The 18,243-nt window shown below is 39.8% G+C and carries 17 protein-coding genes; 2 read left to right on the top strand and 15 right to left on the bottom strand.

Annotated elements, in window-relative coordinates; all coding sequences use genetic code 11:
- From qoxC to ACQKFG_RS17970, 6 genes are all read right to left on the bottom strand, one after another.
- Window positions 1-597: a cytochrome aa3 quinol oxidase subunit III gene (gene qoxC, locus ACQKFG_RS17945; protein WP_141992696.1), complete on the bottom strand. Its 597-nt coding sequence runs from the start codon at window positions 595-597 to the stop codon at window positions 1-3.
- Entirely contained in the window at window positions 597-2,543 is a 1,947-nt protein-coding gene (gene qoxB, locus ACQKFG_RS17950) for a cytochrome aa3 quinol oxidase subunit I (protein ID WP_427561240.1), read from the bottom strand. The genes qoxC and qoxB overlap by 1 nt, the downstream gene beginning before the upstream one ends.
- A gap of 73 nt (window positions 2,544-2,616) precedes the next feature.
- Window positions 2,617-3,546 carry a cytochrome aa3 quinol oxidase subunit II gene (gene qoxA, locus ACQKFG_RS17955; protein WP_192207718.1) on the bottom strand — a complete coding sequence of 310 codons (930 nt, stop codon included), beginning with the start codon at window positions 3,544-3,546 and terminating at the stop codon, window positions 2,617-2,619.
- Window positions 3,547-4,730: 1,184 nt separating this feature from the next.
- On the bottom strand, window positions 4,731-5,045 hold the full coding sequence (locus ACQKFG_RS17960) for a hypothetical protein (protein ID WP_260286521.1): 315 nt from the start codon (window positions 5,043-5,045) through the stop codon (window positions 4,731-4,733).
- Window positions 5,046-5,611: 566 nt separating this feature from the next.
- The gene (locus ACQKFG_RS17965) at window positions 5,612-6,847 is read right to left on the bottom strand and encodes a S1C family serine protease (protein WP_192207716.1); all 1,236 of its coding nucleotides are present in this window, start codon (window positions 6,845-6,847) and stop codon (window positions 5,612-5,614) included.
- 193 nt (window positions 6,848-7,040) lie between these two features.
- Window positions 7,041-7,727, bottom strand: coding sequence for a hypothetical protein (locus tag ACQKFG_RS17970; protein ID WP_192207715.1), 687 nt, complete (start codon window positions 7,725-7,727; stop codon window positions 7,041-7,043).
- Window positions 7,728-7,901: 174 nt separating this feature from the next.
- Here ACQKFG_RS17970 and ACQKFG_RS17975 point away from each other — a divergent pair, with 174 nt between their 5' ends.
- Window positions 7,902-8,258: a hydrolase gene (locus ACQKFG_RS17975; RefSeq protein ID WP_427561246.1), complete on the top strand. Its 357-nt coding sequence runs from the start codon at window positions 7,902-7,904 to the stop codon at window positions 8,256-8,258.
- A gap of 411 nt (window positions 8,259-8,669) precedes the next feature.
- Here ACQKFG_RS17975 and ACQKFG_RS17980 read toward each other — a convergent pair whose 3' ends face one another.
- From ACQKFG_RS17980 to ACQKFG_RS18020, 9 genes are all read right to left on the bottom strand, one after another.
- Entirely contained in the window at window positions 8,670-8,924 is a 255-nt protein-coding gene (locus tag ACQKFG_RS17980) for a YciI family protein (protein ID WP_307265237.1), read from the bottom strand.
- 13 nt (window positions 8,925-8,937) lie between these two features.
- A complete protein-coding gene (locus ACQKFG_RS17985; RefSeq protein ID WP_427561249.1) occupies window positions 8,938-10,380 on the bottom strand; it encodes an aldehyde dehydrogenase family protein in 1,443 nt (480 codons plus the stop codon).
- Window positions 10,381-10,417: 37 nt separating this feature from the next.
- Window positions 10,418-10,723, bottom strand: coding sequence for a hypothetical protein (locus tag ACQKFG_RS17990; RefSeq protein ID WP_192207711.1), 306 nt, complete (start codon window positions 10,721-10,723; stop codon window positions 10,418-10,420).
- Between the two features lie 102 nt (window positions 10,724-10,825).
- Window positions 10,826-11,389 carry an NADPH-dependent FMN reductase gene (locus tag ACQKFG_RS17995; RefSeq protein ID WP_427561253.1) on the bottom strand — a complete coding sequence of 188 codons (564 nt, stop codon included), beginning with the start codon at window positions 11,387-11,389 and terminating at the stop codon, window positions 10,826-10,828.
- Between the two features lie 57 nt (window positions 11,390-11,446).
- Complete coding sequence (locus tag ACQKFG_RS18000; RefSeq protein WP_427561256.1) at window positions 11,447-12,931, bottom strand: aldehyde dehydrogenase; 1,485 nt, start codon at window positions 12,929-12,931, stop codon at window positions 11,447-11,449.
- The gene (locus tag ACQKFG_RS18005; RefSeq protein WP_427561259.1) at window positions 12,928-13,740 is read right to left on the bottom strand and encodes an alpha/beta fold hydrolase; all 813 of its coding nucleotides are present in this window, start codon (window positions 13,738-13,740) and stop codon (window positions 12,928-12,930) included. The genes ACQKFG_RS18000 and ACQKFG_RS18005 overlap by 4 nt, the downstream gene beginning before the upstream one ends.
- Entirely contained in the window at window positions 13,740-14,318 is a 579-nt protein-coding gene (locus ACQKFG_RS18010) for an amino acid synthesis family protein (protein WP_192207708.1), read from the bottom strand. Before ACQKFG_RS18010 ends, ACQKFG_RS18005 begins: the two co-directional genes overlap by 1 nt.
- Complete coding sequence (locus ACQKFG_RS18015) at window positions 14,319-15,464, bottom strand: LLM class flavin-dependent oxidoreductase (protein WP_427561262.1); 1,146 nt, start codon at window positions 15,462-15,464, stop codon at window positions 14,319-14,321.
- Window positions 15,465-15,483: 19 nt separating this feature from the next.
- Window positions 15,484-16,140, bottom strand: coding sequence for a GntR family transcriptional regulator (locus ACQKFG_RS18020; RefSeq protein WP_347941172.1), 657 nt, complete (start codon window positions 16,138-16,140; stop codon window positions 15,484-15,486).
- Between the two features lie 390 nt (window positions 16,141-16,530).
- Between ACQKFG_RS18020 and ACQKFG_RS18025 the strand changes: the two genes are divergently transcribed.
- Window positions 16,531-17,943: a purine-cytosine permease family protein gene (locus tag ACQKFG_RS18025; RefSeq protein ID WP_427561266.1), complete on the top strand. Its 1,413-nt coding sequence runs from the start codon at window positions 16,531-16,533 to the stop codon at window positions 17,941-17,943.
- The last annotated feature ends 300 nt before the right edge of the window (window positions 17,944-18,243 follow it).

Consider the following 18,243-nt stretch of genomic DNA (forward strand, 5'->3'; position numbering starts at 1 on the left):
TTACATCATTCCTTTCAGGTAGACGAAACTGAAGATGAAAATCCAGACAACGTCCAAGAAATGCCAGTAAAGTGAAAAGATGAAAGCCTTGTTTGTTGTCTGTGGAGTCATACCGCGCTTTTTAATCTGCATGACGATGAAGGTTCCCCAGAATAAACCAAGTGTAACGTGAGCTCCATGCGTACCTAGTAATGTGAACAAACTAGATAAGAAAGCACTTGTTTGAATCGTTGCTCCTTCATGTACATACTCCACGAATTCATAAATTTCGACTCCTAAGAAGCCTAAACCAAGAATAAGGGTGATAATGAAGAAACCAATCGTTGCTTTCTGCCTGCCAAGTCTCATTGCATTGATTCCAAGACCTATGGTAAAACTACTAGTTAAAAGAAAGATTGTTTGAAACATTAGTGTAGGGACTTTAAAAAGATGTTCCCCTGTTGGACCATTTCCAGTACCATCAACTAAGACAAAATAAGTGGCGAACAGTGTAGCGAAAAGAGCTATTTCTGCTCCTAGGAAAATCCAGAATCCAAAAATCTTTAAGCGATTTTCTTCCGTGCTATATTCTAGTGGCAGCGAGTTATCTATTTTCATTACTTAGCACCTCGCAATTTATTTTCAGTTTCTTCGATCTCTTCAACAGAGATATAACGTCCGTGATCTTTTTCGAATGAACGGTGAATCATACAAGCAAAGATACCGATCGTTGCAATGATTGCAATGATCCACATGCTGAATACCAATGCAAAGCCCCAAACGAAGAAGATACAGCTCATGATAAACGGCACGCCACTGTTATTTGGCATATGAATCTTTTCTACTTTACCGCCAAATAATTTGAAGCCTTTTTTCTTTGAATCCCAGAATGCTTCTGTAGAATCAACTGTTGGTACAATTGCAAAGTTATATTCAGGGATTGGTGTATGTGTAGCCCACTCTAGAGAACGTGCATCCCATGGATCGTTCGAGATATTTCTTGATGCATAACGAGTACTCCAATAGATATTGTACACAATAAGTGCAAAACCTATTGCTAAACCAATCGCTCCAACGAAAGAGAGCATATTCAATGGACCATACCCTGTTGATTCAGAGTACGTATACATACGACGTGCCTGCCCATCTAAACCAGTGATGAACATCGGGAAGAATGTTACATTAAAGCCGATTGTAATGAACCAGAACGACCATTTCCCAATTTTTTCGCTCAACATGAAACCGAACATTTTTGGCCACCAGTACGTAAAACCGGCAAGTACGGCAAATACAGTACCAGGGATTAAAACGTAGTGGAAGTGAGCTACTAAGAACATTGTATTATGGTATTGGTAGTCAGCACTTGCCATGGCAAGCATTACCCCTGTTACCCCACCGAGCGTGAAAATCGGAATGAAGGCTAAAGAGTATAGCATTGGAACGGTAAATACGATTTTACCTTTCCAAAGTGTGAACAACCAGTTGAAGATCTTAACACCAGTCGGGACGGCAATTGCCATCGTGGTAATCGAGAAGATACCATTAACCATTGCACCGTGACCCATTGTATAGAAATGGTGAGCCCATACAATGAAAGATAGTGTAGAAATAGCTACCATGGAGATAACCATCGAATTATACCCGTACAGGTTACGACGTGCAAATGTCGAAATGATTTCACTGTAAATACCGAAAGCTGGAAGAATTACTATATAAACTTCAGGATGTCCCCAAACCCAGAACAAGTTCGCCCAAAGCATATCGCTACCGCCATTGGCCATCGTAAAGAATTGAGTTCCGAATAGACGATCCATTGTCATCAACGCAAGTGCCACTGTCAATACAGGGAAAGCGAAAACGATGATGAAGTTTGTGATCAAGATAGACCATGTGAACATTGGCATTTTCATTAAGTTCATGCCAGGTGCTCTCATTTTCAAGATGGTTACGATAAAGTTGATACCAGTCATTAATGTACCAATACCAGCGATTTGAATTGCAATCGCGTAATAGTTCGAACCTACTGATTCACTGAAATCGTTACTTGCCAGCGGGAAGTAAGATGTCCAGCCTGCATCAGGAGAACCACCGACTACGAAAGAGATGTTAAATAGCATTGCCCCCATGAAGAATAACCAGAAGCTTACTGCGTTCAGACGTGGGAATGCTACGTCACGCGCTCCAATTTGTAATGGTGTAACAATGTTCATTAACCCAATGATAAATGGCATAGCCATGAACAGGATCATGACGACCCCGTGTGTTGTAAATACCTCATTATAATGCTGTCCATCCAAAAGACCGTTATCTGGAATAGCCGTTTGAGCACGCATCATAAGAGCATCGACGCCACCACGGAAAAGCATAAGCAGTGCTGACAAGATGTACATGATACCAATACGTTTATGGTCAACCGTTGTTAACCACTCACGCCATAAGTAACCCCATTTTTTAAAATAGGTAATTCCGGCAACAACCGCAATCATGGTTAAACCAATGGCAACCATGGATGCATAAATCGCAGGACTTGGATGAGGTACGGCAAATCGATCAAAGTAATCCATACTTTTGTGACTCCTTTCAGGAAAATATTCCTTATCTTGTAAACCTAGTTGTTTTATCGAACGAAATTAATTCTTAGTGATCATGATTCATGTTGCTGTGTTCTGAATGTTCCTCGTGTGAATCCTTGGAATCATTTTCTTCAGTATCAGAAGATCCGTGGTCATGACCAGCATTTTCCCCTTCAGGAGCTGGTGAGAACTCTAAGTGAGTTCCAGTGTAAGTGGATTGTCCCACATGACCAGGTTTTAATAATTCATTGAATTTTTCCTCAGTAATCGGTTTAGCAGTAGCTTTAATTTCATCTACCCACTTATCGTAATCTTTTGCTGACAATGCATTAACATTGAACGTTTGCTGAGCAAAACCTGAACCACTGAAGTTTGAATTTCGACCCATATATTCACCTGGTACATCAGCTGCTAAGTGCAACGTATTAACCATGTCCGACATCGCGTATTTTTGTCCTCCAAGTTGTGGAATCCAGAAACTTGAGATTGGACCGAATGAGTAAAGTTTAAATTCAATTGGTCGGTTAGTCGGTATAAACAGATAGTTGACCGTTTCGATATCTTCTTCCGGATAACTAAAATGCCATTTCCAGTTGGAAGATGAAGCGTAGATAACTAAAGGTTCTTGATCTCCGTACCCTTTAGGTGTTGCCTCAACTTCATTTGTTGTTTTAACAGTAACAACGGATAGGAAAGCGACGATCAAAATCGGGATTGCAACCCAAATTATTTCAAGAACCTTACTTCCTTCAATATGAGGTGGTTCATAATCATCACGCTGTTTGGAAGCACGATATTTCATTATCATGACGATATACAGTACCATAACGACAAGGACGACAAAGGACATTGTCCATATCGAAATCATAATAACATCTGCTTGTGTTGCAGCTACTGGCCCTTTAGGGTCCAAGACCATTAATGGGTTATCGCAACCGGTTAGCACAGTGGCAATTGTAAAAAGTATAGTTAATAGAGCCCATTTTATTTTCATAGTACTACCCCTTTCTTACATAATAAAATTCCAATTGGTAATTATTCGGACAAAGTGTTACCATGTTCACAAACCCCGACATACCAATATTAATCCCAAGTGTAAAAAAAGACAATATAAAGTGACATCTGTCACATAAAGTTCAATAAAGAGCAGTAAGAAGATGGTAAATGAACAGAAATGTTCGAAAATCTCCAGCAAATGAAATATAATAATTGTTTAATAAATTACCTTTGGATAATTCACTTATCCGTACAGGATTGCAGATAATACCGGTCACTTTCCGTTTAATATTACTCTAGTATAATGAAATAAAATCTTCACATTATATTCACCACTTATATTGCCTCAAAACTTCTAAAGAATATGAATTATATTACCTATCCTGTTAATTAGTTATCTTTCGTTGAAAAACATGATTTATAGCGGATTTTTTTCACTCGGCCATGGAAGCTGATAAATGGTAGCCGCCTTGTACACGATGTTTTTATCATGCTTCAATACCCTTATGATCCAACACTGGTCAATATTATATATATATAAGGAAACAACGTGTGTGAAATGTAATTGTGTTTTTTCTCCTCCCAATACTTTTTGCCTTTTCAGTATTCCTAAACAGCCGTTTAACATTAGTCGTGGGCGAAGTAATTCTAGTGTCCGTCAAACTTGTTACAACTGGTCAAGTTGTTTATCAATCAATATCAGCGGACTGGACCAAAACCATTTTACAAAAAAGTACATTTGGTGGTTCAATTAACTCCGGATTTTGGAAGCTCACTACTCAAAAATCAACGACATCGCTTTTGTATCTTCAGGGAAAAACACATAAAAAAACCACAAAAAAAGGACTTTTTAAAAGTGTCCTTTTCTCGTGGATATAGTTCAAAATGCAAAGTGAAAACTTCCTGAAGTTCAGGCAGTTTGGTTTGAATACCCAAGCACATCGTTAGTATTTCAAATACAAAGGATTACTTGAAATATTTTTTGTACATGACGAGTGCACATATTGATTGTATTAAAAAGCCAGCTGGTAATTAATTCTCGTTCCCTGTAAAATGAAAGCGCATTCAATCATTCGGATCATGTTGACTCAAATTCTTTAGAAAGAAGAACAACTGGTTATGTTCAACCATGCTAGTAAATCTGATGATAGAATGCAAGTTCATTATGCTATATTCCTCGTTTTAGTTACTGAATTCTGTACTTCTTTTTGTTTGAGTGTTAGCCTTTGTTTTCATTTTTATGATTTTAGTCGTTTCCGGTACAATTCTTTTACCTTTATGTGTTTTCATTACCATTTCTTCTGTCAGGACAAAAAATATACCAACTAGAAAAATTGCAGCTGCGCTTAGTGTGATGGCGATTCCAACGGCGGTAAATATATAATCCTTATTGTAATCGCTTACAAAGAAACTTAAAGCAAAAATAATAATTCCGATTACACAACCTGTGCCCGATACCCATTTCACTGCATCTAACATCTTCTGATTAGCTTCCATAATTTCATCCCCTTTCTTTCTATTTTATGACATTTCACAAATTTGTCAAATCTTTTCTATTTTTTAACATATACACAATGAAAACCTTGACAAATAGAACGCGCCACTATTCGCTTTTAGGTATTCAAGACTATAGGGAGAATCTGTAAAACAGTGCAAATACACTATCTATTTTTCCTATATTATCCTTTTGCATACTATTAAATAGGGGAGTTGGACAATTTGAACGTTCTTCCACTCCATGCGCTCGCTTTCCCCGCAAGAGTCTCGCACCGTCCGTTCCAATCAACTTTGTTTTAACTTTTAGATAAAAAATTTCAGCCTGAATTTTTATTGTTACAAGTATGGTATATGTTAGATTACATTAAAGGGACTTAAAAAATTGTCGATGCAGGAGATACTTACTTTCGCTGCTTTTATTGTAAAGAAGATGGACAAATGGACATGGTAAGTTTCAAAAATCGCCTAAAATTCAAAGGGAAAATGGGGTTCGGATTTTTTAATTCCGAACCCCTTTTGTCTACAAACTTAGGCCCCTGATGAAAAATCAGGGGCCCTACCTCTTTCTATCGTTTTTGCAAGGTTAACGTTACCGTTTTCTCTTCAGTACCCCGATATACTTTAACCTTTACCTTATCGCCGATTTTCTTATCTGTATATAAGTACTTCCTTAATGCAGCGGCAGTATTTATTTTCGTTCCATCAATCTCAACGATGATATCCTGTTGCTTAAGCCCCCCATTCGCCGCAGCCGATCCTGCTTCTATACTCGTCACCATTACTCCGGACTTTACGGCTTCAGGAACATTTTGAATGTAATATTGCGGCAGTTCTTCCATACTGGCCAAGCTGACTCCTAAATATGGGCGCGTGATTTTCCCATTTTCAATCAACTCCGTAACAATCGGAATCACATCATTACTCGGTATGGCGAACCCTAAGCCTTCCACACCGTTTTCGGAAATCTTCAAGCTGTTTATGCCGATCACTTCCCCAGCAGTGTTGATCAATGCACCGCCGCTATTGCCGGGGTTGATCGCTGCATCTGTTTGAAGGACATCGAGTTCCCACTCCCCGTCCGAAGTATCGACTGAAATGGAGCGTCCGGTCGCACTGACGATCCCTTGTGTAACCGATCGTGAAAAATCAAGTCCAAGTGGGTTGCCAATTGCCAATACTTCTTCACCTGGACGCATGCTATCAGAATTACCGAATTTAATTCCCTCCGGTGCTTTCGAAGCATCAATTGTCAAAACCGCTAAATCCGTCAAAGCATCCGCGCCGACAACCGCTGCCGTTGCCTTTTGTCCATCATACAATGAAATTTCGACTTCCTTAGCTCCTTCAATAACATGATTGTTCGTAATGATATAAGCTTTCCCATCAGCTTTTTTATAAATGACCCCTGAGCCTGTGCCGCTCTCAACCGTTTCGCTCTCCGTGCTTTGCTGCTGGTACGGGTTCTGGTTTTGCATCTCCTGTAAATTCACGACCCCTACAATCGATTTGGATGCTGATTCGACCATATTTGCCCTATCATTTGAATCCGTACTTGTCGATAACTTTTCCGCAGTGACACTTTTATCCTTTTCAACACTTTCCGTTTGCTGTACACCTGCCGTTTCGGTTGACTCATTCACCGGACTTTTCCCTTGATCTATAAAATCCCCGCCAAACAGAAATACAGACGATGTAACCATTGAAGCAACCGTTCCGGAAACAAGACTGGTTACCCAAAGAGATTTACCCTTTTTCCGTTCTGCCTTGACTCTGACTTGCTCATCACCATTATAATTCTCCATCTTTATCCCTCCTAGAATTGTCCTTTACTTGGCTCCATCATAAACAGTAAATATTAAAAAATTCTTAAGAAAATAAAGAATGAGGCGACCTTTTTACAAAAACCATTAAATTTTTATCGAATCCTGTACTTTGCCGCGCCACAAAATAAAAAAGGCCTCAACAAGGGCCTTCAATCCGACCATTCAGTTTTCCTTACATGACTTCATAAACTTCTTTCGTCTTCTTATTCACGCCATACCAGCCCCAAGTGGTTTTGTGGCCACTTTTCTGACTAGGTTCATCCACCTCGAATACATGAAAAATGTAATCACCCTTTTCGGAATCATGATCATATTCGATATGCAAATCAGGGAAATTTTCCATGTCCACATAACCCTTCACAAGCTTTTCCGCCTGCGATTTACTTAATGTACTGACCGAATCCTTGATTCCTTCACCTTTCGTGTCCGTTACCGCCTTATCTTCTATTTTGGATCCGTCCTCGGTTGCTTCCTCTACCGGTTCGTCATCCCCCTCTACAGTTTCGATTGTGGCCGAGTCTGATAGCGGGTGCATTTCCACCGCCTTTGAAACCATTTGTTTACCTTCCCGGTATTTTGCTTTATATGCGGTTGCTTTTTCAAAATTGCTTTTGGCCGAACCAAAATCCTGTTCGTCGTATTTCTTCATCCCACTTGCCAGAAAACCTGAAAGATCCATTAACTCCCTTGCTTCCGGTGTTTTCGCCTCTTTATAAGCTAATTCAAATGCCTCATGGGCTTCTAAATAATTTTCCTCATTCAACTGACCTTTTCCTAAATCCATATTGGAATCATAATTCCTTGTTACGCAGCCTGAAGCAATCATCACAAAAAAAATAACCATGATTGATCTCTTCACTATGTCACTCCTCACTTTTACATAATGTTCTTTGAATCCATCTTATACCATTTGATAAGAAAACCGATACCTCTATTTCCTATCTTTTTCATTAAGGAAATGTTTACGTCCATGATTAACTTTTTACAAATAGTGGTACAGAATAGATAAACGCTTGAAAGGATGATGTGCAGAATGATGCAGGAAAAACAGACATACAATGTCGATTTGGTCAGCGGCGACGTACTCGGACAAAAACTTGAAGAGAATCCGAGCTTCACTATACACGCAACTGATGAGGAACTTGCAGAATTGAAACAATGCCTGGAGGAACACCGGACAGATGACCTGGAGGCATACGCCCGTTCACATGTGCCCTACCTTCTCTATCACCATGACCGGGCAAATGATAAATACGATGCAGCCATGAAAAGACTTTATTCCCTCATTTATAAATTAGGGGATGAAACGGCACGAAACCATATTGAAGAAATCGGCATATTGAAAGATAACAAATACGAGGGAAAAGAAGAAGTGCAAAAGTTCAAATAACAAATAGGAACAGAACCTGAAATTCAAAGGTTCTGTTCTTTTATGGTCAAGTTCAATCAAAAAGTATTCCCTTCCCCTAATATAAAGGGGAAAATATTCCGTTTTGTGATTCGTTAGACAGTTTTATACGCAGGTTCCTTTCGATCTACATATTTCCCTTTCAAATAGTCTGAACCTACACCGCCAATAACCATTAAAAAATTCGATACAACTGGCAGTTATCAAAGGATAGTATGGGCTGATTAATATCGTTACTCACTTTTGTTAGAACTTTATCTTTTCATTATGGAGTTGACCTGCACATGCATAAAAAAGAGGTTGCTTCGGCAACCCCTCTCAATAAATGAAGGAACTGTTTCAAGTTCCCGGTATAATTTCATTGCAATGACACGCACTAATAACGTTTCGTTATTAAATGTTCCACTCTTTTAATTCCAGTCTACGAACTTTATGTACAACGTGGGGATCATTTTCCGCTAATGAGAGTGCTTCTTCAAATGTGTCTGCAATATAGACAACCAAGCCGCCTGAGCCATCTGCAAAAGGCCCTCGTGCAAAAACCTTCCCTTTACGATCAAGTTCGTTTAAATACTCGATATGCTGTGGCCGCACTTCTATATTTTTTTCAGCATCAATCATATGTAAAATTGCTGCATAATAAGCCATGCTTTTCCACTCCCTAATTTCGGTTCCAGACAACCAGCTTCATTTCTGTCATTTCTTCCACTGCATATTTTAATCCTTCACGGCCAGTTCCACTTTCCTTCACTCCACCGTACGGCATATTATCCACACGGAATGTCGGAATGTCGTTGATCATGACTCCACCAACTTGTAAATTTTCTGCCGCATCCAGTGCTGTACGTACATCGTTCGTATAAATCCCTGCTTGCAGGCCGTAATTGGAATCATTCACTAAATCAATTGCTTGTTCTACTGATTGGACCTTGTTAATCAACACGATTGGGGCGAACACTTCATGACAAGATACCTTTGAGTAAGCATCAGCATCTAATATGACCGTCGGATGAAGGATATTGCCTTCCGCTATTCCACCTGCTGCAATCTTGGCTCCACCTTGTTTCGCCTCCTCAATCCAATTGAGGGTTCTTTCAACATCATTTGGGGAGATCAAAGCGGAAACATCCGTTTCTGGATCAAGCGGATCACCTAAGTTTAATAGTTTCGTTGCTTCTATAAACTTTTCAACAAAACGATCATAGACTTCTTCATGAGCATAAACCCTTTGTAAAGAAATGCATACTTGTCCCTGGTTTGAAAATGCCCCCGTCACACAACGAGAAATAATCTTATCGATATCCACACCACTATCAATGATGACAGCTGCATTGGATCCCAGCTCCAGCGTCACTCGTTTCAATCCTGCTTTGTTACGGATGCCAATCCCAACTCCTGGGCTACCGGTAAAAGTAATCATGCTTACTCTAGCATCTGTGACCAACTTGTCTCCAACCACTCTCCCTCCACCTGTGACCACATTTAATGCTCCTGCAGGCAATCCTGCTTCCTGTAATAGTTCCCCAAGGAATAAAGAGGATAGAGGCGTTTGGCTTGCTGGCTTTAATACAATTGTATTTCCTGCGGCGATAGCAGGACCTACTTTATGAGCGACTAGATTCATGGGGAAATTGAAAGGTGTTATGGCCCCAATCACTCCAATCGGTTCACGTACAGTGTAACCAAGTCGGTTTTCGCCCCCTTGGGCGGCATCCAGCGTAAGCGTTTCTCCATGAATTCGTTTCGCTTCTTCAGCGGCAAACTTGTACGTTTCAATGGTTCGCGCCACCTCGCCCTTCGCTGTTGTAACCGGCTTTGCTGACTCAATAGATATGATCTGAGCGGCTTCATCTGCGCGCTCCTCAAGAAGTTGGGCCAATGTTTCAAGGATTTTCGCACGTTGGTGGGCCGGCATTTTTGCCATCACCTTTGTAGCTTTTTGCGCCGCTTCGATAGCTTGGTCGGTTTCCTCGTCTGTAGCCAGGGGGATTTCAGCTATGACTTCTCCTGAAAAAGGGGATCGAAGTTGACTATACTCCTGGGCCTCCACCCATTCCCCTTTAATTAGTAAATGTTTTTTTTCTACTTTATCTATGATTGTCATGTTCTCAGCCACCCTTCACTCTTTGTATGTGATTCATTTAAAGATTAGAGGCAATTTTTGAAACGGTCGATTCCATTCTTGGAAAATAATATTCTTCTAATTTTGTCGTTAATCCACCGTGACCGAATTTACAGCCGGTATTTTCTTTTCCGGAACTTCGCTTAATAAATTCAAGAAAATATAATATGCTATTTCGTCTTTCTAGAATATTACTAATTCCTTGCTTATAAAACCAAGCATCAATGGTATTATAAACCCCTCTATTTATCCCATACTGTTCATCACAGACTTTAATAAAGGATAAATCAGTTAAGTTTATTATCTCTTCTACATCTAATAGCAATTTGTCCCCTCCTTGCTACTTAGCTCTGCTAATTGAAATGTACTCAATTCCAAAACGATTTATCAGCTGGAGTTTTTTTTCATTTTGTAAATCTACTATCCATCAACTTAATTGGTGCTCTGGTTTTTTAGTGCACTTCAATGCTTTTTGCATAAAAACGACTTCTTCACTCAGCATTGAAATACGTTCCAAAACTTCCTCATCAACCAGTTCGTTTTGTGTATTGAAATGGTCGTTATGAGCATAAACAGAGCCAGGTGCAACAAATGCCCGGAAATAACTAGCAATAGGTTTCAGCTGATTTTCAATGACTAAATAATGCTGGTAGGTTCCGCCAGTAGCCACAAGCCCCATTACTTTATTACGAAAATCCTTCGGGGGGATTAAATCAAATAAGTTTTTAAGGGCACCCGTAATCGACCCTTGGAATATTGGTGTTCCTATAATGTAAAAGTCTGCTGAGGTAACGATATCAATTACTTTTTTCGTATCTCCTGTGTATGTTGACGGATTACGGCCATCACAAAATTGAACATCATACTTTTTCAAATCAAGCAGTTCTATCTCGATATCTGGATGGTTATTCTTAACTTCCTCTAAAACCTTTTCAATAACAACTTTCGTCTTTGTTCCTATGATCGTTCCTGAAATTCCCAGTAATTTCATTTCACTTTCCTCCTTATTAATACACATCGATAAAAGGCGTCTACCCTTCAAATTTCACTACCTCATTATGAACGGGTCAGGAATCGGTTCAGATGATGTATTGATCCAAACCACTTTATCTTGCATATATTCATGAATCGCTTCATAACCGCCTTCTCTTCCATAACCGCTTAGGCCAGAGCCGCCGATTGCAGCAATTGGTGAAATACTTCGATAGGTATTAACCCAAACGATTCCAGCACGTATAGCTTTCGCGACTCGATGGGCTTTTGCAATATCACTTACCCAAATTCCGGCCGCTAATCCGTAATCAGTACTGTTTGCTAATTGAATAACCTCTTTTTCATCTTTAAAAGGGATAACACTTAACACAGGTCCAAATATTTCTTCTTTAGTAATGCGGGAATCGTTATCGTGATGCTCGAAAATAGTGGGCTCAAAATACCATCCTTTATCTAAGTATTCAGGCTTTTTACCTCCGCAAACAAGTTTTCCACCTTCATCTAACCCGATGGCTACGTATTTTTGGACACGCTCCAATTGGGCTTGCGTTGCCAGCGGTCCCATTTCTGTATCATCTTGAAATGGATCACCAATCTTAATTTTCGATACACGGTCTACGAGTTTTTGCATCACTTCATCGTAAATGTCGACATGTAAAAATGCACGTGAACCAGCCACACAACTTTGTCCAGAAGCACCAAATATACCAGCTATGATTCCCATCGCGGCATTATCCGGATTAGCATCCTCAAACACGATATTCGGTGATTTCCCTCCAAGTTCAAGTGATACTTGAGCAAAATTTTGAGCCGAATTACGAACTATATGCCGTGCTGATTCCGAGCCTCCCGTAAAGGCCACACGCCTTACAAGAGGATGTGAGGTGAGTGTATCGCCTACAGGCATTCCAAAGCCGGTAACGACATTGACTACACCAGGTGGAAAACCAGCTTCTTCAACCAGTTTCACCAGCTCCAATAGAGATGCCGAAGTCATTTCTGAAGGTTTAATGACTATAGTATTTCCTGCTATAAGTGCAGGTGCAAGCTTCAAGGTTGTTAAATAAAGAGGGGAATTCCAAGGAGTAATGGCGGCTACTACCCCCAGCGGCTCTTTGGACGTAAAAGCGAACATATCTTTTTTATCAATAGGTAAGGTTTGACCATGGATTTTATCTGCTAGCCCTGCATAGTAATAGAAAAATTCAGGTAAATATTTTACCTGACCACGCATTTCACGTATTAATTTCCCATTATCCAGTGATTCGACTTTCGCAAGCTCTTCAGAGTGAATGGCAATCAGCTCTCCAAGCTTTCTAACCAGGCGCCCCCGCTCTGTGAATGTCATATCAGTCCACCCTGAATGCAAGAATGCATTATGCGCAGATTGAACGGCATGATTTACATCTTCAGCATTCCCTTTTGCGACTTGACACCAAGCTTCTTCAGTTGCAGGGTTATAACTATCGAAATATTCACCACTTGACGATTCTACCCATTCTCCGTTAATATACATCTGATATTTCTTCAGCTCATTCACATCGAGTCACCCCTTTGCATTTGCTGTTCAATAAACGACCTAATAGCTTCGTTCACTATTTTGGACCCTTCCATCGGCAGCATATGCCTCATATTAGGTACTATCATTAGTTCTGAATGCACAATCTTTTCTTGCATTTGTCTCGCCATTTCGGGATTTGAACCTACATCATGCTCCCCCGTTATAATTTGGGTCGGTATATTAATCTGGTGAATCTGCGGCCACAAATCTTCATCCGCTGTTGCAAATAGTGTATAGGCAGCTAAATATGAAGCAGCGTCGTTTGTCTGAAGTCTTTTCCGAATCTTACTGACGGTTTCTTCCTGCAAGTTTAAGAATTCTGGATTAAACCAGCGTTTAATGGCTGGTTCAATTGTTGCCAAAGGTCCCGTTATTTTCACTTCTTCCACTCTTTTTAAAACGGCTTTCCTCTGTTCCTTCGTCCGATTGGCCACTGCGTTCATGATTGTTAGCGTTTTCACTTTATCCGGATATTTTAATGCAAATGCCTGAGCGACCATACCACCCATGGAGAAACCAATAATATGACTTCTCTCAATTCGTAGGTGATTCATCAGTTCTGCTAACTGCTCAACAAACTGTGAAAGGGAATAAGGACCCGGAGGATGCTCAGATCCTCCGTGCCCAACCATGTCATATGTGATAACACGGAAATGTTTCGACAAATCTTCAACTTGTTCTTCCCACATCGTAAGATCAAGACCAACACCATGAATAAAGATAAGCGATTGACCAATCCCTTTCTCTTCATAATGAACCGAATCTTTTCCATGCAATGTAGTTGGCATTAAACCAGCCCCATTTCAACCATATCTTGATGCCTGTTTCCTGTTCTTGGATGAGGACGTCCTCCTGTAGAAACCCCAATAGCAACAACAATCTCATCGGCCCTTGGTGCATCAGGTATAGAAGCTTCGAATGTAATGAAATGAGAACGTTCAGAATCATCCGTCTTATGTACCATCGGTATGAGCACCGCAGTTCCAGCGCCACCACGCTTATTAGTAAAGCTCAAGATACTCGTTCCTTTCACAGCGTCCCGGAATTTGTTACCGAATTTCAAAGTATGGATAAAAGCTGATGCATGTTCAACTTCCCCATCCACTCCCACTACAGCTGCCTTGCCGAATGCTTCGACATCATCAGCCGAATCAATGTGCTTAAATAGTTCAGCAACTAATAGTTCGCCAATTTGCGGTGCATATTCGTCAATTTCCGGTTTTAAATTATCAACATACCCTCTGCCAGCCCATGGGTTTTTGATAACCGCCATAGTTATTATCATCTTGATGGGATTCTCTACTTTTTTACCGCCCTCAATACGTGTTTCTTCAATAGCTGTATACACTTTACGAATATCTAACATTTACATTACCCCCATTTTAGTTTCTGTGAATTTTGGCATAACTTCTTCCGTGAACAATTTTAAACTTTTCATCATTTTTTCATGTGGCAAACCATTATGATTGACCCAAAGCAGTAATGTTTCTAAATTCAGCTCTTCCTTCAATTCTTGAATTTTCTCTGCTACATAGTCAGGTGTACCAAACAATAAATTTCTTGGATGTAAGAATTCATAGTTCAATTCCTGTCCTTCCTTTACTGTTTCGCCCGGATCCATAAGGTTGCTTAGCCCCCTCCAGTGACAAATCCAGCGATAATTGTTCAATACTGCTTCTGCCGCATCTTGACGAGCCTGTTCCATGGTTTCCGCTACATATACATCACGTACTAAAGCAATACCCTTACCAAGTGGAACTTCATAGCCTTTGGATTTGGAAGCCCTTTCACGATACAGTTCAAAACGGCCTTTTAGTTCTTTGACGGTAGGCATCCAAAACATTCCTTGTATATCGTTCTCCGCAGCTAATTCAATAGAACGCGGTGAATCAATTACTTGCCACAGAGGAAGTGATTGCTGGTAAGGTCTAGGTATAAGGGAAATTTTATCAATTTCGCCTTTTTCCATATCCATGAATTCCGAAGTTGATGGACTCATAGGGTGACTCCACTTTAACCCTTTAGGAGGAAATTGATAGATGTCACCTTGATGTGAGAAGAAACGGTTTGACCAAGCCTTTTTTAAAATTTCCAATGTTTCTTCAAACAGTGCCCGGTTTTGTTCTTGATTTGCTGGATCCGCCAAAGTGTTTAGATTAGCCGCTTCCCTTCCGTATAATCCACGAGCCAGGCCTACTTCCACACGACCTTTGCTTAACTGATCAAGCATTGCTATGTCTTCCGCCAAACGAAGTGGATGCCAGAAAGTGGCGACATTGGCAGCTTGGCCAATTCGAATGTTCTTTGTACGTGCAGCAATATCGGCACCCATTAAGATCGGGTTAGAAATCAGTTCATTTCCTTCATGACCAAAGTGGTGTTCGGTATACCAAATCGAATCATAACCATTTTCATCACAGTAAATGGCTTGCTCACGGGCTTCATCCAACACTTTATAATACTCATCATGTCTTCCCTGTCCTGCAAGATTTGCAAAGATTCCAAATTTCATAAAACTCATCCCCCTCATATCACTTTTTTTGACCAAGTTTTTTTGCTATGTCCATTTTAAGCTGCATTCCACTTGCTTTTACATGCTCTCTCATTGCCTTCTCCGCTTCTTCCCGATTGCCTTTTTCTATGGCTATTAAGACCGCCTGATGTTCCTTTAGTGATCTCTCACGGCGAACCGGATCTTCAATGGTTAAAAAGACATATTGTCTATAAGGTATTTGATTAAGCAGCAAATTTAGCATGTAACTTAATTTAGAGTTATTGGCGCCTTCTTGAATGACTGAATGAAAAACATCATTAGCCTCGACATATAGCTTTTTATCCGAAGTTTGTATAGCAATCTCCATGTCGGACACCGCTTGCTTAAGTTTATTAATGTCTTCAGCACTCCCGCTTTCTGCAAGCAAACCCGCTGCAAGCCCTTCCATTACTTCCTTTAAAGTAAATAACTCATTTAGTTCCTTTTCAGTTGGTTTGGTCACACACGTTCCAACTCTTGGAATGATCTCGACCAACCCTTCTCTTTCTAGCTGTTTAAATGCTTCCCTAATAGGGGTTCTGCTAACTTTATAATATTCAGATAAAACAGTTTCCGATAATTTTTGTCCTGGTTCATATTCTCCAGTTACTATTGATTCGCGTATGGCGTTCGTAACCTGAGCCGTAATCCCCAACGTTAAGATAGCTGTAATGAAAAGCCCCTCCTTCTAAAAGTTTGTACCATGTACCATGCAAGCTCTTGATAAGTGCAATTATAGGTCATGTTAAATAGACTGTCAATTCAAAAAATATAAAATTATATTTTTTATTCGTAGATACACTGTTCCATAATTTTCAAACAAGAGTTTCATAATCTCAATCATTCAATCTAATAATTAATCTCAAAATTATTTCTGATTTATTGAAATTCACTAGATGAATGAACTGATCATTTAGGATAATCCCTTAAAAAATTATTTTTTCAGAAAATATTGACATCTGTATACGCTTACAATTATAGTGATTCTATAAAATACGCTTGCATGGTACATGGTAGTATAACGATTTTGATAGGGGGTAAATTGATGAAAGTTGAAACTCGCAGTATAGAATATATTCCGGCAGATGAACGCCACGGCAAGGCCCGTGATTTATTTCCAATTTGGTTTGGGGCAAACATGCATATTACCACCCTTGTGACTGGGGCATTGCCAATTACATTAGGTCTTAATTTATTTTGGAGTCTGGGTGCAATAATTGTCGGTACCTTATTAGGCGCCATTTTCATGGCCTCCCATTCAGCTCAAGGACCTCAGCTCGGAATTCCGCAAATGATCCAAAGTCGGGCTCAATTTGGTGTAATCGGAGCCATTTTCCCCTTGTTTCTCGTTATGTTTGTCTATTTAGGTTTCTTTGCCAGCAGCGGTTTGCTTGCAGCGCAAACCTTAAGCAGCTTAACAAAGATCGACCAAACTTGGAGCATAATACTTTTAAATGTTCTTTGTTTCGTAGCCACCATTTATGGCTATAACCTAATTCATAAAATGCAAAAATTATTGTCCTGGGCGTCTCTCTGTATTTATATTGTAGCTACATATATAGTCTTCCAATTGCAAGTTCCGGCAGGCAGTTGGGCAATAGGAAATTTGGATTTACCAGTGTTTTTGTTGGCGGTCAGTATGGTTGCTACATGGCAATTGGCATATGCCCCCTACGTTGCGGACTATTCTCGCTATCTACCGATAACCACACCCACTGCCCATACATTTTGGTATAGTTACGCTGGCACAGTCATCGGGACTATTTGGATGATGACATTAGGCGCAACCTTAACCATAGCGATTCCTAACTTCCTTGATCACTCTGGCGGTAATTTGGCCAGCCTGTTCGGAAATTTTGCTTTAATCATGTTCTTTATAATCATCTTTGGACAGCTTGCTATAAATGTCTTTAACCTATATGGGGCCTTCATGGCAACAATAACGACAATTGAACCGTTTTTTAAATTAAAGGTCACAGCGAAAGGTAGAATTGGAATGATATTCTGTGTAACAGTTGCAGGAACCGTATTGTGCTTACTCGGTCAGAGTAATTTTCTATCCTTTTTCTTGAATTTCATCTTTTTCATTAGTTATTTTTTAATTCCCTGGACATCCATTAATCTTGTTGATTATTATTTGCTGCGACATGGCCGTTACAATGTAAAAGATATTTTTGATGTGAACGGTCAATATGGAAAAATAAATTGGATTACCTGTATGGCATTCCTTGTATCAATCTTGGCGGAAATCCCCTTTATAAATACATCATTCTATGTAGGACCTATAGCCAAGGCCTTTGAAGGTGCAGATATCGCTTGGATTATTGGCTTAGTTGTACCAGCTGTCTTGTATTACTTCCCAATGAGAAAAAAGTTGAATCTCGCTGAAAATGCAATAAATAAACAAGAGAATAGTTCGATAGAGAATACAGACACTTCCGAGAAAAATGTTAAGTAACTTTATTTCAAGTGTCGGATAACAGAGAACCATAAAATGAACTGCACCCAACGTTAGTCACCAACTAACAATTTGAGGTGCAGTTTTTTTACTTTATACGATTAAGGAAAAAAACCTAAAATCTATTGCACAAAAAAGACATGAAGCATCTCAACAAGAACTAGAATAATATTTCCATTACTACAATCATCATTGATTCAAGATAAAATTAAAACATACTAAGATTAGTAGTGCGGACCAAGGCATTGGTCCACACTACTATTTTTTATATAGTAGAAATGAAGAATAGGTCGATCATGC

The sequence above is a fragment of the Peribacillus sp. NPDC076916 genome (genome assembly GCF_050269675.1).
Taxonomy (GTDB): domain Bacteria; phylum Bacillota; class Bacilli; order Bacillales; family DSM-1321; genus Peribacillus; species Peribacillus aracenensis.